The organism is Pseudomonas sp. HT11 (assembly GCF_044875395.1).
In the GTDB taxonomy this organism is placed as follows: domain Bacteria; phylum Pseudomonadota; class Gammaproteobacteria; order Pseudomonadales; family Pseudomonadaceae; genus Aquipseudomonas.
Window position 1 is genome coordinate 2127580 of sequence record NZ_CP173217.1, and the last position, 14530, is coordinate 2142109.

The 14530-nt window shown below is 63.3% G+C and carries 11 protein-coding genes; all 11 read right to left on the reverse strand.

Annotated features, from left to right (window positions below):
- Window positions 1-4: 4 nt before the first annotated feature.
- The 11 genes from murJ to ABWL43_RS09840 are packed head-to-tail and all read right to left on the reverse strand — an operon-like array spanning window position 5 to window position 14308.
- Window positions 5-1414, reverse strand: a complete 1410-nt coding sequence (gene murJ / locus ABWL43_RS09790; RefSeq protein WP_404487521.1) for a murein biosynthesis integral membrane protein MurJ — start codon at window positions 1412-1414, stop codon at window positions 5-7.
- Window positions 1415-1416: 2 nt separating this feature from the next.
- A complete protein-coding gene (locus tag ABWL43_RS09795) occupies window positions 1417-2850 on the reverse strand; it encodes an O-antigen ligase (protein WP_145163270.1) in 1434 nt (477 codons plus the stop codon).
- A complete protein-coding gene (locus ABWL43_RS09800) occupies window positions 2847-3950 on the reverse strand; it encodes a glycosyltransferase family 4 protein (protein ID WP_404487522.1) in 1104 nt (367 codons plus the stop codon). The genes ABWL43_RS09795 and ABWL43_RS09800 overlap by 4 nt, the downstream gene beginning before the upstream one ends.
- Window positions 3941-5158: a glycosyltransferase family 4 protein gene (locus ABWL43_RS09805; RefSeq protein WP_404487523.1), complete on the reverse strand. Its 1218-nt coding sequence runs from the start codon at window positions 5156-5158 to the stop codon at window positions 3941-3943. The genes ABWL43_RS09800 and ABWL43_RS09805 overlap by 10 nt, the downstream gene beginning before the upstream one ends.
- Window positions 5159-5166: 8 nt before the next feature.
- The gene (locus ABWL43_RS09810) at window positions 5167-6504 is read right to left on the reverse strand and encodes a GH39 family glycosyl hydrolase (protein WP_262206288.1); all 1338 of its coding nucleotides are present in this window, start codon (window positions 6502-6504) and stop codon (window positions 5167-5169) included.
- On the reverse strand, window positions 6494-7684 hold the full coding sequence (locus tag ABWL43_RS09815; protein WP_242201649.1) for a glycosyltransferase: 1191 nt from the start codon (window positions 7682-7684) through the stop codon (window positions 6494-6496). The genes ABWL43_RS09810 and ABWL43_RS09815 overlap by 11 nt, the downstream gene beginning before the upstream one ends.
- Entirely contained in the window at window positions 7684-9675 is a 1992-nt protein-coding gene (locus tag ABWL43_RS09820) for an exopolysaccharide transport family protein (RefSeq protein WP_242201647.1), read from the reverse strand. The genes ABWL43_RS09815 and ABWL43_RS09820 overlap by 1 nt, the downstream gene beginning before the upstream one ends.
- Before the next feature lie 14 nt (window positions 9676-9689).
- A complete protein-coding gene (locus tag ABWL43_RS09825) occupies window positions 9690-10466 on the reverse strand; it encodes a polysaccharide biosynthesis/export family protein (protein WP_404487525.1) in 777 nt (258 codons plus the stop codon).
- Window positions 10467-10495: 29 nt separating this feature from the next.
- Entirely contained in the window at window positions 10496-11407 is a 912-nt protein-coding gene (locus tag ABWL43_RS09830) for a glycosyltransferase family 2 protein (protein ID WP_404487526.1), read from the reverse strand.
- A gap of 1 nt (window position 11408) precedes the next feature.
- Window positions 11409-12869: a mannose-1-phosphate guanylyltransferase/mannose-6-phosphate isomerase gene (locus tag ABWL43_RS09835; RefSeq protein ID WP_404487527.1), complete on the reverse strand. Its 1461-nt coding sequence runs from the start codon at window positions 12867-12869 to the stop codon at window positions 11409-11411.
- On the reverse strand, window positions 12869-14308 hold the full coding sequence (locus ABWL43_RS09840) for an undecaprenyl-phosphate glucose phosphotransferase (RefSeq protein WP_145163288.1): 1440 nt from the start codon (window positions 14306-14308) through the stop codon (window positions 12869-12871). Before ABWL43_RS09840 ends, ABWL43_RS09835 begins: the two co-directional genes overlap by 1 nt.
- Window positions 14309-14530 lie beyond the last annotated feature (222 nt).

Genomic DNA, 14530 nt, shown 5'->3' on the forward strand with positions numbered 1-14530 from the left:
TCGTTCACGCCTTGCGCCACGGCTTCAGCCACAGCCCCATGCCCAGCAACATCACCATGCCCGCCAGGGTACTGAGCCCCAACTGCAGCCATACGCCTTGAATTGGAAACAACACCCACGCTGCCACGCCCATCACCACCGCACTGAGCAGCCAATGCCGCGCCCACGCCAGGGCGTCGAGCAACCCCTGGCGCTGCATCAGCAGCAAGGCCGTGCAGATCACCCCGGCCAGCGCGGCCAGCGGTATACCCGCCAGGCCAAACACAAAGGGCAGGGCGCCCAGCAGCAGCACATTGACCAGGCTGCCGAGCAATTCACAACGCAGCGGCTGGCGCGTGTCGCCAGCCGCGTAGGCATAGCGTGCGAGCAGGGCGTTCCAGGCGCCGAACACCAGCGGCACGGCAAACCATGCCAGCAACAACGGCAGCGGCGAATCCGCCGATTGCTTGGGCAGCAGCAACGCCACCAGGCTTGGCGCCGCGGCCACCAGGCCGACGCCTGCCGGCAGTGTCAGCACGCTGGCGGTTTCCAGGCCGCGCTTGAGCAGGGCCAGGCGCTCATCGCCCTGGCGCCGGCTCATCATGCCCAGCAGCACCTGGTTGAGGCTCATCAGCGCGATCAACGGCAGGTTCATCAGCTTGCGGGCGAGGTTGACCCAGGTCACCGCCCCTTCGCCGAGCAGCGACGCCACCAGTCGCTCAATCAGCGCCAAGCCCTGGCTGGCGCCATTGCTCAACAGCAGGGGGCCGATGCGCTGGCCCAGTTCGCGCAGCGGCGTAACGCTCAGCTGCCAGCGCCACGGCCGCCAGCCCTGGCGCCAGATCGAGGGCAGCAACGCCAACGGCATCAACAGGCTGCCGGCCAGGCAGGCGAGCGCCAGAGAATGAGGTTGGGTAGCCGTGCCCGCCACGGCGAGGTACGTCACCGGCGGCAGGTTGAACAGCAGCGAGCCCAGCCCCGCCAGCACAAAACGTTCGCTGGCCTGCAACGGAATACTGAACAGCGCATGCAGCATCAAACCCGGCACGCACCAGGCAACGATCTGCAGATTGCTGGCCGCCAGTGCGGTGGCGCTGGCGGCCAGCCCCGGGCCGAGCAACTGCACCAGCCACGGCGCCAACAGCGTCAGCAGCAGGCTGGTGACCAACGCAATCAGCATCAGGGCCGGAAACAGCACCGCCAGCCAATTCAGACGCTCGTCGTCCTTGCGTTGCAGGTACAGCGGCAGCGCGGCGGCGCTCAATACGCCACCGGCCAACGACATGCGCAACGCCTCTGGCAAAAACAGCGCGATCAAGAACGCATCACTGCGCTCGCCCGCGCCCCAGGCGGCCACCAGCAGCCACTCGCGGGCGAACCCCAGGCACAGGCCCAGCAGGGTCGCAAGCGTCAGCCAGACGGCGGAGCCGAGCATGATTAAAGCCGTGCGCCGTCAAGGGCCGGCTTGCGGTAAGCCACTGTCTTGACCTGCGGCAGGCGCGCCGGGAACAGCCGGCGGGCCTCCAGGACATTGAGGCCGACCATCAGCCAGAACAGCGCCACCATCACCACGGCAAAGCTGAAGTAGTGGTCAAACAACCCGCTGACCAGCGCCGACAGAATCCCGGCAGTGCTGCCCAGCCACAGCGCGTTGTCTTTGGTCAGGCGGATCGGGCCTTTTTGCGGGCGTGCTTCACGCCACCAGCGCACGGTCACGGCGATAAACAGCAGCATGCCGACAATGCCGGTCTTGTAGATGAAGTTCAGCCACAGGTTGGAGATGCCCAGCAAATGCGTGCCTGGCACTGGCGGGTCGACCTTGAAGCCGATGCCGAACGGGTACGAAGCCACGGCCTGCGGGAACATGCGGTATTCGTCGAAACGTATTTCGGTACTGGCGTTGTCCGACGAAAAAATCGTCGCCAGGCGGTCCTGCAGCGGCGGGTAGGCCATCACCAGCGCGACCGTCAGCGCCGCACCGATCATCAACAGCCTGCCGGTGTAGGGCACACGCCGCGTCGCCATCCAGATCAGCACCAGCGCCAGGCTGACCATCGCGCCACGGCTACTGGCCAACAGCAAGGCGGCGGCGCCCAGGCACGCCACGCCCAGGCCCAGTCCACGCTTCCAGCCTTGTTCGGTCATGCCGTAGCAGAACGCCAACGGCAGCAGCAGCGCCATGATCCCGCCGATGGCATTCGGGTGCATCCACGGCGAGCCCATGCGCGATGACATCGCCTCCAGGCCGAATTTCAACATGTCGAAGTTGCCGTAGTTGAACAGCGCCAGGATCGGCGCAATGCCCGCCCCCGAACGCGTGCGCACAAACACCGCAATCGACAGCACCAGCATCGCCAGCGTGCCCAGCAGCAAGGCGATCACCAGTGATTCGCGGTGTTTGTAGTCGGTCAGCAACTTGGCGCAGAGGTACACCGCCGACAGGCTCAGCAACCAGCGCAGCCAGTTGGCCACGCCGCTGGTGTCGGCGTGGATGGTGACCTGGCCGACGATGAACGGGAACACACTGAACAGCATCAGCCACAGCAGCATCTGGTCGGTGGGGCGGCGCGACAGGCTCGGCGTGTCGGGCACGCGCGACAGAAAACTGTGCCACAGCACCGCGCCCCAGGTCAGCGCCAGGATCGCCTCGCTCACCGTACTGCGAATGCCCAGGTTGATGGTCGAGTACGGCATGAAGGTCGCGACGCCGGCGAACAGCAGCAAGCCCCAGAACGGGAAGCGCAGGATGGTCACCGCCGCGGCCAGGCCGATCACGGCGAGGAACGCCTTGGCCGGTGACAGCATCAGGGCCAGCGCGCCGAACAACAGGCCGAACAGGATCGCGACGAGGCTTGCCAGGGAGAGTCTCATTTCAATTCCTCGATCAGTTCAGCCAGGCGCTGGCGATAGGCCTGATGGTTGAAGCGTTGCGCCCATTGCGTGCGTTGTTCGGGTGATTCTTCAGCCGGGCGGTCCGCCAGCGCCAGCATCAATTGCACCAGCGCCGGGCCGTCGGTGGGCGAGAAGCGAGGAGCAGACGGCGGGGTGATTTCATCCAGCGAGGTGCCGCTGGCCACGGCCACTGGCGTGCCGACGCTCAGGGCTTCGATGACGGGTAGACCAAAACCTTCCGCATAGGACGGCTGCCACAGGCGCGAGGCCTGGCGGTACAGCGCGTGCAACTCGGAATCCGAGACGCCGCTCAAGGCGCGAATGCCCGGCAGGTTGCGCTGGGTTTCGGGTAAATGCTCAAGGCTGCCTACCAGCACCAAAGCAGGCACGGCGGGTGACAGGCTGCGGGCCTGCTGCCAGGCGTCGACCAGAAACGGCACGTTCTTGCGCAACTCACGCGTGCCCACCAGCAGCCAGTAATGCTCGGGCAGCTCACGCGCCGTCAGGTCTGCCGCCAGCTCGACAAAACTGTCGACTTGATTGGGCAGTACGCGAATCTTGCCCGCCGCCTTGGGAAACAGCCGCGCGGTTTCATCGGCGCTGTACTGTGACGGCGTCCACACGCGGTCGGCGCTGTGCACCGCGTACGCAATCGAAAGCCGATCGCTGGTCTTGTAGATCAGCGCTTTGAGGCGGTTGGCGTGGTAGTTGTTCAACGTGATCTGGAACAGGTCATGCAACAGCACGACGGTGCGCAAACCTTTGGGTTTGGGTGGCAACGGCAGGCCCATATTGAACGTGCTGATGTACAGGTCGATCTGTTGTTCATGCAAGGCTGTTGGCAGAAAACCGGCCTCGAAGCGCAGCCGATTGTGCGGCTGGTGCATCGCCGTTTTCGCGCAGCCCCAGGCCGGGCAGTGCGCCTGCAAGCGGGTTTCATCGCCCAGCGGTGCCACGGTAAACCGCGCCAGTTCCACACCCGGCAGCGTGCGCAGGGCATTTTCCAGGGCGTACACCTGGCGGCTGATCCCCGATTGCGGCGAGGTGCCGACGGTGCGGTAATCCAGGCCTATACGCATGCGGGCTCCTTTTGATTGAGCGGCGCGAGCGTCGCGTACACCTGTTCCAGCTGGCTGGCGGCCACGCTCCAGTCATGCGCCCGGCGTACATAGGCGCGGCCCGCTTCGCCCATGGGCGCGGCGGCGTCGGGAAATTGCAGCAGGCGTACCACGGCGTCTGCCAGGCTGTCGGCGGTTTGCCCACCGAGGTAATCCAGGCCTTCAATCAGGTCCAGGCCCGACACGCCTTGTTCGGTACTCGCCAAGGGCAACCCGGCAGCCAGGGCTTCGAGCACTTTGAGCTTGGAACCGCCGCCGTGGCGCAACGGCGCCAGAAACACCGAACAACTTGATTGCAGGTTCAACAGGTTCGGGACAAACCCTTGCCACTCGATGCGCGGGTCCTTCCAACGCTCGCGCCAACTGCCGGGCATGCCAAACCCGCACACGCTCATGCGCGCATCCGGGCAGCGCGCCCAGACCTTGGGCAGGATTTCATCCAGGGCCCACTCGATGGCGTCCACGTTAGGCGCGTATTCATAATTGCCCAGAAACAGCACGCGGCGCGTCGACGGGTCGGGTCGGGCGGCGGCGAAGTGATCGCAGTCCACACCGTTGACCACCACCGGCACTGGTTTGCCGGCGATTTCGGCCAGCACCTGGGCATCGCTTTCGGTCACCGCCACCACCTGCGCGGCCTGGCGCATCACGCGGTGTTCCCAGCGGCTGTAGCGCCATTGGTCGTAACGAATGAAGGGCAGCGCCCAGCGCGGCAGGCGGTCGTAAGTGGCCGCGCCCAGCGCCGACTCCACGTTATGTTCGGTCAGCACGAACGGCTGCGATTGGCGCGCCAGGGCATCTTCATAAGGCTGGAACGTGTAGGTGTGCTCGATCTGCACCACATCCCAATGCTCTTTGAGCAATTGATTGAACGTGTCCTGCAGCGCGCCCGACAGACCGTTGACGCTGGCCAGCAGTGGGTACGGTGCAAACAGGCCGGCCAGCAGGGTTTTCACGCTGCGCAGTGGGCGGCGCGGCAGTACGATCACCTGCTCGAGGAAGGCCTCCAGCACTTGGCGATCGGTCAGTGACACCGGGTTTTTATCATGCAGCAGCAAGGTGATTCGATGTCCACGCGCGGCCAGGCTGCGCAGCAGATGAAACTGGCGCGTCTTGCCGCCGCTGGTGGCGGGCCAGGGCGAGTAGGGCAGGATCCATAAAATGCGCATGGCGGGCTTCAATCCCATAACAGAATTTGCAGGTTCGACTTGACCGGGACGGTCAGCCCATGGGTGCCGCTTACCGGGGTTTGCGTGCCGCGCAGCGGGTCGTACAGGGTGGCGCTGGTAAGGCCAGGCAAGTGCGCGTTGCCGCCTTCGGCCGACCAGAAGAACCACAGTTTGCGGCCGTCGGCGCGGGTCCAGCCGATGCTGAACAAACCATCGGGCAATTGGTCGGCGGCGGGCGGATCGCCGGGCGTGAGCTGCGGCCCGCTCACATCGAGGAAGTTCTTCAAGGCGGTATAGACCGGCTTGGGGTTGGCGTCGATGTCGAGCAGGCCATAGAACTGGTCACGCACACTGGCGCGCTGGTCGAGGTCGCTCAAGGTGAACAGAAAGATCCGGTCGTAATCCATCGCGCTCATCAGTGCCACCCGGCGTACCACATAGTCAGCCTGGCCCTGCAGGGTGATCAGGTCCTGGGCATCTTTTGGCCCGGGGTAATTTGACCAGCCCCACTCGGTGCTCCACAGCGTTTGCACGCCACTATTGCGCAGCGTCTGGTTGAGCGCGGTGGTTTTGGCGATGAAGTCCAGGTTGGACGGGTCGTTACCCTCGGGCAGCTGCGTATAGGGATGGTAGGAAATCACCGTGTTCAGGCTGGCCACACCCATGGCGCCAAGGGCGCCGAGGGCGTCGAGCATGGTCTGGCCATTGGGCATTTCGCTGAAAAACGCCATGCCGGCAGCCACCACTGGTTTGTTCGCATCCACCGCGCGCAAAGCGGATGCGGTGGCTGTCAACAAGGCGACGTAGCCAGCGGGGTCGGCCACCGGGCGCCAGAAGCCGAGCAAATTAGGCTCGTTCCACACCTGCCACGCGTTGACACTGGGGTAGCGTTGCGACAACAGCGCCATGCGGTTGGCGAACACGTTCAGATCTTTGGGCGGGTACTGGTCCTGATAGGGCGCACCGGCCGGCGCGGTGGTTGCGAAGGGCGCCGAACCGACGAGGTAAAACACCGACTTGAGCTGATTGGCTTGCAGGTTGCCAACCAGTTGATCAAGGGTTGCGACCTGATACTGGCCCTGGACCGGCTCCAGCTGGTCCCAGTGCAAATCCAGGCGTACCCATTCCAGGCCCAGTGCCTTGAGGCGGTCGATCTGCCGTTGATACAGCGTCGGGCTGAACCACAGGAATTGCGCGTTCACGCCCAGAAAATCCTTCCACACCACCACCTTGTTGCCCTTGAGCACATGGTTTTCGGCGTCAGCCTGGCGGCCCCACAGGAAGACCGTCAGGCCCAGTGCGGCAATCACCGCAAGGGTCGCAAGGTAGGTCCGTTTACGCGGCATAAGGGGCTCCCGCAATCGCCTGCTCAAAGAGGTGCTTGAACTTCTGCGCGGTCAACGGCCACAGGCGTTCGCGGCCAATTTCCCCGGCCCGTTCGGCCCAGTCGCGGGCCAGCGACGGCGTGCGCGCCAGGCGCAGCAGTTGTTGGCTCAACGCCGCCACATCGCCCTGGGGATAGATCGCGCCGTTGCCGCTGGCGACTTCTTCGGCAAACGCACGCGCATCCGAGGTGATCGCCCCGCGGCCGCACGCAGCGGCCCAGGACAGCGCGCCGCTGGTGCCGCGCTGGCGCCCCAGCAGGCCGAGTTTTTTTGATTCGCGATACGGCAGCACCATCACGTGGTGCGCCTGGATCGTCTGTGCAATCTCGCTGGCTGGCAAGTTCAGCCGCCAGTCGATGGCGCCCACCAGGCCGAGTTCGGCGATCTGGCGGTTGAGCTGCTCAAGGTAGTTGCCGCCCGCGCCAAACGCCATTTCGGCGGCAGTGCCACCGGCCAGGGTCAGGCGCACACGGTCACGCAATTCGGGGGCTTGCTTGAAGACGTCGGCCAGCGCTTGCAGCAGGTCTTCAATGCCTTTGCCACGGTAGATAAAACCGAAGTACAGCAGGTGCAGGGTGTCCAGCGCCGGTAACGGCGCGGGAGCAATGGCCAGGTTGGCGTGGTTGATCACCGCCACTTTGCCGGCCGGCAGTTGCATGCGTTGGCTCAGGCAATCGGCGCCCAGGCGCGTGAGGGTGATCAGCCGCGTCAGGCCTTGGGCGACATGGCGTTCTTCGCGCAAGGTCAGCGGGTCGGCCAGCACCACTGCCGCTTGCGGCAATGGGCTGGGCAAACGTTCCAGCAGGTTCAGCGGGAAGGGCAGCTGCTCGCGTCGCCAGACGATACGTTCAGGGTCGTGCACGGTCGCCGTCAGCGGCAATTCGGGGTAGGCCTTGCGCAGCTCGCGCAGGGCCAGAAACTCCCCCAGCCGGCCGCCGCCCAGCTCGGCGTGGACCAGCTCCACACTGCGCCAGTCGAAGGCGGCGATGGCCTGGCGGATGGCTTCGCTGTTGCCTTCCACGCCGCTCAACGGTGTTGCCACCGTCACGCCCAGCTGCTCCAGGGCCGTCTTGAAGTGGTTCGCGTAGTCGGCGATCCCGTTTTTCTCCGGCGGCAAAGGGGCGAGCAGGGCGATGTGCATCAGAACGCCCCCCGGTATTTGGCGATGGTTTTAAGCACCCTGGCCGGCACTTCGAATTTGCGCCGGTTGATGATGATGCCGTCCACCTTGCCAAACGCGGTGTTGAGGATCGACAGCGCGTGCTCCACCACCGGCACTGTGCTTTTCTGCGCTTCCACCACCAGAGCAATCAGGTCAGCGCGGCGCAGGTTGATAAAGGCGTCGCGGTTGTCCAGCAGTGCAGAGGCGTCCAGCAGTACCACTTCGCCCGGGGCGGCCGGTTCGACGCCGCCAACCCGCACCCTGATGCCGTTTTCCTGCAGCAAGTGGCGCAGTTGCTCCACCACAAAGGTCACCCCTTCGCCGTGGCGCGCCGAGGTCAACCCCAGGGTCAGGCCTTGCTCGGCCACGCGGTCCAGTTGCAGCAAGCCGTACAGGCGGTAAATGCTCGCATTGAACGCGTTGGTGCTCTGCGCGGTGCTGGTGTCCAGCTCCGGCAAGGTCGTCCACAGGGGCAGGCCGAACTTGCGCTCCACCAGCCCGCCATCGTGAATGCGCTGGTCCAGCAGGTAGCACAGGTAGATCACCAGCAAACCGACGACGATGGCAAACGGGATCGCCAACAGCAGCATCAGCAGGGTTTTCGGGAAGATGCGGCCAGGGTTGAGGGTGGCTTCTTCGATCACCGCAATGTTGCTGATCTGGCTGCTATCGAGCTCACGGTCGATGCGCGATTTTTCCAGGTTGTCCACGTACAGCGCGTAATTGCGCTCGGTGGCGCTCAGCTCGCGAGAAAGACGCGCCAGTTCCGGTTCAATCTCCAGGGCCTGCTTGCGCTGGGCTTCGAGGTTCACCAGCTGTTTCTGCTGTTGCACAAGCTGAGTGCGCAGGGCCAGGTTGTTGCTCGACTCGTCCAGCAGCACGCGCTGCAAGTGAATTTCCAAGGTGTTCGGCGCGCGGTTTTCCGAGGCCTGTACCGTGTTGCTTTCATTCGCGACCTGGGCCTGCATCGCCAGAATCGACGCGTCCAGGGCTTTGACGGGCGGCGCGTTGTCGGTGTAGGTGCGCATCATGTCGGCCTTTTCCAGCAGCTTCTGGTTAAGCAGGCGCCGCAAATCCTGCTGCTGCGGGTTCAGTGCGATCTGGCGCACCGTGGTGACTTCCTTGGGCTGACCCTTGAGCTGGTCGCGGGTGCTCTGGATGGCGCTGTCGGAAGACGCAATCAGGCGCGTGGTGTTGAAGGTCTCGCCGCGCAACACGTTGATGCGCTCAGACAAGTCCTCCAGGCGATCGGTGATGCTTGCCGCGCCGATCTCGTTCAAGTGCTTGAGGATTTGCTCCTTGTAGCTCTTGATCTCGGTGGCGCTGGTGTTCACCTGGCCTTCATAGAAGGCGTAGAGGCTCTTGCGCCCCAGGGCCTGGGTGCGTTCGGTGATGTACGTGTCGACCCAATCCTTGACCACTTGCTGGGCGATTTGCGGGTCGCCCCAGGTAAAACTGATGTCCATCACCGTGGAGCCCACGGCATGGCTGACCTCGAAGTTTTTCTCCAGGCTCGCCGCCAGGCGTTCCACCGGCGTGGTTTTTTCGAGGATGCCGACGGTTTCCAGCACCACGCGAATACCGTCGAACACCGCGCCCACGCCTTCCTTGACGTAATACTTGCTGCGCTTCCAGAAGCCTTCCGGCGGCGGCGCATTGGCGATGACTTCCAGGTAATGCTCGGCCACCGTGCGCACGATCGGGCGACCGGTCAGCAAGCGCTCCTCGTCGACAATCGGGTCACGCTGGGTGCTGGGCATGACCAGTGCCTGACGGTTGCTGATCTCGATGGGCAAGGTCGAATCGCGTCCCGGCTTGACCAGCAGGCGCGCGGTGGATTCGTACTTGGCGGGCAGCAGAAAGGCCCCCAGCAAAATGATCACCAGCGCCGCGATGGCTGCCAGTTTGAACTCATGCCGGAAGATGAAGAACAGGCGCAGAAGATCACGAAAAGAACGGATCTCGATCATGGGATGTCGCTCCTTCAGTTATTGCCGCCGCTGGTTTTGGTGTAGTTGTAACCAACCCCAATGGATTTGGTGAACGGGATCAGTTGGTTCAAGTAGGTATCCACCCCTTGGATGCGCTCGCCGACGTTGGATTTAGGCACGAACACCACATCCCCGCGTTGCAGGTGCACCGGTTTACGCCCGTTCGGGCCGGGTTTGAGGTATTGGCTGAAGTCCAGGAAGTAGGCGTGGTAGGCGCCCTGGGCATCCTCGCGCAGCAGCGCGACCATGCTGGCATTGCCCGAAGGGTTCACCCCGCCGGCGCCGACAATCGCTTGCTCCAGGGTGTTGGCCGTGCCGAGTTGCACCGCCGTCGGGTTATTCACCGCGCCGCCGACGATCACCGAATTGCCCGGCGCCTGGTTGATGTTCACCGTCACCCGCGGCTCGCGGTAGACCGGCGCGAGCTTGTTGCTCAGCTCTACGGCCAGTTCCGATGGCTGACGCCCGGCGACCTGGATCGGCCCCAGGAACGGGTAGTTGATCTTGCCGTCGGTCTGCACCGTGTACAGCGTCAGCTCATAAATGGTGCTGACGTTGAACGCCGACAGCGTCGGCATCTCGCCGGCATCGCGCACGATCCGCAGCTGATCGCCGATGCGGATGCGTTCCACGGCCGGCGGCAGCTGCGCCAACTGGTCGAGGGAGCGTTTGCCGTCCTCGACGGTCTTGTCATCCGGCGGGACAATGCGTGCCGGCGTATTGCAGGCGGCCAAGGCCATCACGGCCAGGAGGAGCACGGTTTTTTTCATAAGGGCGGACTTCCTGTTAGTCATGCTGCTCACCTCCAATAACCGGGGAACATGCTGATGCGCCGCTTGAGGGCGAGGGGGAGCCGGCGTTCCTGTTGGCCCAGCCGATAGCCGAGCAACTTGAACGCGCTGCGCACCAGTACTTCGGGTACGCGGTGCAATGCACCGGCTGCGCGCAATGCCGCGAGCTCAGCCAGTACATAGCGTTTACCTTCACCGCCGGCATCGCCAAACGCCTGGCGAATCCACGGCTCGCGACCGTAGAACACGCCAATGTCGAAGTAGCGGTGAAACTCATCCATGAGTCGGTAATCGTGGGAGTGGTACACCCGCGCCGTGGCGGCGTAGCGCACCGTGTAGCCTTCAAGCAGCATGCGCGCAGCGACGTAGGCGTCTTCGCTGCCGATCACATCGGCGGGAAAACCGCCGACCGCCTGCAGGGCGCTGCGCCGGTACACGCAAAACGAGTCGGAGCTGAAGCAGGTCTTGATCCCCAACTGCGGCGCATCGGCCAGGCGCTTGCTACGGCTGTGTGGCGGGTAGTTGAAGTGCCGCGACTGCGCGCCCAGCACCCCGGCGCCGGGGTGCGGCAATTGGCGGCCGTAGGCCACGCCGTTGAGCGGGTCTTGCTGCAATTCTTCGAGCAGGTTGGCGAAGGTCTCGGGGTCTGCGGGGATCGCGTCCTGGGTCATCACGATCAGCGCCTCGCCGCTCACCTGTTCACTGGCCCAGCGCCGTGTGCCGCCGTGGTTGAAATCGCGGGCGTCGATCACCTCGACCCGGGCGCCGAACTCGCGAAAGCGCGCCACGGTGTCATCGCTGGAAGCGCTGTCGACCACCAGCATTTCGTCCGGTTGCAGCGTCTGCATGTTCAGCGCAGGCAGCAGCCGCGCCAGGTGACTGGACGCGTTGCGGGTCGGGATGATCAACGAGGTGCGCATGTCACTTTTTCACTTCTGCGGGCGCACGCCCGTAGATGTCGTCAAAGCGCACGATGTCGTCTTCGCCCAGGTACTCGCCGCTCTGCACCTCGATCATCACCAGGTCGATGATGCCGGGGTTGGTCAGGCGGTGTTTGTGCCCGGCCGGAATGTACGTGGACTCGTTGGCGTTGATCAGGAATTCGCGCTCACCATTGGTGATCTGCGCCGCGCCGCTGACCACCACCCAGTGTTCGCTGCGGTGGTGGTGCATCTGCAACGACAGTGACGCCTGGGGCTTGACCACGATGCGCTTGATCTTGAAGCGGCTGCTTTCCTCCAGCACCGTGTAGGTGCCCCACGGCCGGGTGACGGTGCGGTGCAGGCTGTACGCCGGGTGATTCTGGCGCTTGAGTTCGGCAACGATGTAACGCACATCCTGGCTGCGGTTGGCGTCAGCGATCAGCAGCGCATCCGGAGTGTCGACGATGATCAGGTCGTGTACGCCAACGGCGCCGAGCACGCGTTTGGGCGAGTCGATGTAGCAGTTGTGCACGTCATGCAAAATTGCTTCGCCATTGACCTGGTTGCCGTGGGCGTCGCTGGGCGTGAGCTGGCGCAGCGCCTCCCAGGAACCGATGTCGCTCCAGCCGATGTCGCAGGGCACCACGGCGACTTTCTGGGACTTTTCCATCAGCGCCACGTCGATGGAAATGTCCGGTGCGCTGCCGAAGGCGTCCGAGTCCAGTTCGCGCTGGCGCGAGGTTTTGTTTTGCAGGCTCTGGCTGTGATCCAGTGCGGCTTTGGCGGCCGTCAACACGTCGGGGGCATGGGCGGTGAGTTCCTCCACCAGGGTGCTGGCCTTGAAGCAGAACATGCCGGCGTTCCACAGGTGTTTGCCGCCGTCGAGGTAGGCTTGCGCGGTGGCCTGGTCGGGTTTTTCGACAAAGCGTTTGACCCGGTTGCCGGTGCCCAGCGCGTCGCCTTTTTCGATGTAGCCAAAGCCGGTTTCCGGGTGGTCGGGCTGGATGCCGAAGGTCACCAGATAACCGGCTTCGGCCAGGTCGCGGGCCTGGGTGGCGGCCTCGGCAAACGCGACTTCATTGAGGATCAGATGGTCGGCGGGCATCACCAACAGTTGCGCCTGATCACCGAAATGTTCCTGCACATGCAGCGCCGCCACCGCAATGGCCGCCGCGGTATTGCGCCCGAACGGCTCCAGCAACAGGTCCAGAGGCAAGTGGGCCTTGTTGACCACGCGGTAGTCATCCAGGGTGCGAAACAGCAGGTCGCGGTTGGTCACCGTGAGCACGCTTTCGACGCCGGGCAGTTTGGCGGCGCGCTGAAAGGTTTTTTGCAGCAGGCTCTGGCCGTCACGCATGCGCATGAAAGGCTTGGGCATGTTCTGGCGCGACACTGGCCACAGCCGAGTGCCCGAACCACCGGAAATAATGCAGGGAATTAATCCGTTGAGGGTATTCATCAATAGACTTCCTTGGTGGAGAGGACGGCTGGGACCGTCATGAAGACGATGTACAAGTCAAACCACACCGACCACTTGGAGATGTACTCCAGGTCGTACTCGACACGTTTCTGGATCTTGTACAGGGTGTCGGTTTCACCCCGGTAGCCGTTGATCTGCGCCCACCCGGTGATGCCCGGTTTGACCCGATGCCGCGAACTGTACTCGCTCACCGCCACTTCGAACGGAACGCCGGCAGCCTTGGTCGCGGTGGCATGCGGGCGCGGGCCCACCATCGACATGTTGCCCAGCAGCACGTTGAACAACTGCGGCAGCTCGTCGATGCTGGTCTTGCGAATGATGCGGCCCACCCGCGTGATGCGCGGGTCCTTGCGGGTGGTCTGTTGCTCGGCGGTGAAGTCGCTCTGGTCGGTGAACATCGAGCGGAACTTGAACACGCGAATCTCGTTGTCGTTGTAGCCATAACGGTTCTGGCGAAACAGCACCGGCCCCTTGGAGTCGAGCTTGATCGCAATCGCTGTTGCCAGCATCACCGGCGACAGCGCCACCAGGGCCATGCTCGCCAGCAGCAAATCTTCACAGCGCTTGATCACCGGCGACCAACCGCGCAAGGGCAGCTGCGAGGTGTTGAACATCAGGATGCCGCCCACGTCCGTGATGCGGCTGTGGCCGTAGCGCAGCGCGGCCATGTCGGGCACCAGCATGACGTTCACCGACAACTGGCGCAGGCGATTGACCAGGCCGTGGATACGCTGCTCGGCAGCCCAGGGCAGGCAGATCATCACTTGGTTGACCTGCTCGGCGCGGATCAGTTTTTCCAGGTCGCGGGTGTTGCCCAGCAAGGGCAGGCTGCTCAATTCCTTGGGGATGCGCTCGGTGCGGTCGTCGATAAAACCGATCAGGCCGGAGCGGATATCGCCATTGCGTTGCAGGTGATCGGCAACGTGCACGGCGGTGTCGGTGAAGCCCAGGATCACAGTGCGCTGCAGGTATTTGCCCTTGCGCATCAGGTTGCGGTACAGGCGCAGCATCACCAGGCGTTCAATGCCGAACAGCGCCAGGCTGGCGAAGTACCACGCCACCAGGTTGCGCGGCGTCAATTGCGGAAAAAACTGCAGGATCTGGTACATGAACAGCAAGATGCAGAACGCCGCCGACCAGGCGACTATCTTGGCCCGCAGGCGCAGGCGATTGCTGAACAGCTCTTCGGAATAGATGCCCAGAGCCTGGAACAGAATGATGGTCATGATCGCAAAAAACAGCAGCAGACCAAGGAAGTGGGAACGCAGCTCGGGAGCCAGTGGGTCGAGGAACAACACCAACACCAATGGCGGCAAGATGGCAGTCAGGCCATGGATCAACTTGACGAAAACAACAAAAAATTCAACAAAACCAGCGCGGGTCAGAAACAGGCTATCGACTGAAGACTTTTCTCGCATAAACATCCCTCATTGCACTCCAGACCTACTGTTCGGCTGTTTGGTCCATCGGCAGCAGGCTGCGTGAAGGAGGGCAAGTCGAACGATGGCTACTCTGGGTAAAACGCAACTATTTCATCCAAGTGAAGCCATCCAAATGAAGGAAACTTGCGGGGCTAGTGACTTAAGGAGTGTTCCTTTTCTGTTACTCAGTCAATTTTTTGACTGTGGCGCAAAGGTTGC

Excerpts from the sequence above, each read along its gene's own strand:
- murJ (WP_404487521.1), bottom strand. The coding sequence starts at position 1,414 with ATGCTCGGCTCCGCCGTCTGGCTGACGCTTGCGACCCTGCTGGGCCTG.
- ABWL43_RS09795 (WP_145163270.1), bottom strand. The coding sequence starts at position 2,850 with ATGAGACTCTCCCTGGCAAGCCTCGTCGCGATCCTGTTCGGCCTGTTG.
- ABWL43_RS09800 (WP_404487522.1), bottom strand. The coding sequence starts at position 3,950 with ATGCGTATAGGCCTGGATTACCGCACCGTCGGCACCTCGCCGCAATCG.
- ABWL43_RS09805 (WP_404487523.1), bottom strand. The coding sequence starts at position 5,158 with ATGCGCATTTTATGGATCCTGCCCTACTCGCCCTGGCCCGCCACCAGC.
- ABWL43_RS09810 (WP_262206288.1), bottom strand. The coding sequence starts at position 6,504 with ATGCCGCGTAAACGGACCTACCTTGCGACCCTTGCGGTGATTGCCGCA.
- ABWL43_RS09815 (WP_242201649.1), bottom strand. The coding sequence starts at position 7,684 with ATGCACATCGCCCTGCTCGCCCCTTTGCCGCCGGAGAAAAACGGGATC.
- ABWL43_RS09820 (WP_242201647.1), bottom strand. The coding sequence starts at position 9,675 with ATGATCGAGATCCGTTCTTTTCGTGATCTTCTGCGCCTGTTCTTCATC.
- ABWL43_RS09825 (WP_404487525.1), bottom strand. The coding sequence starts at position 10,466 with ATGAAAAAAACCGTGCTCCTCCTGGCCGTGATGGCCTTGGCCGCCTGC.
- ABWL43_RS09830 (WP_404487526.1), bottom strand. The coding sequence starts at position 11,407 with ATGCGCACCTCGTTGATCATCCCGACCCGCAACGCGTCCAGTCACCTG.
- ABWL43_RS09835 (WP_404487527.1), bottom strand. The coding sequence starts at position 12,869 with ATGAATACCCTCAACGGATTAATTCCCTGCATTATTTCCGGTGGTTCG.
- ABWL43_RS09840 (WP_145163288.1), bottom strand. The coding sequence starts at position 14,308 with ATGCGAGAAAAGTCTTCAGTCGATAGCCTGTTTCTGACCCGCGCTGGT.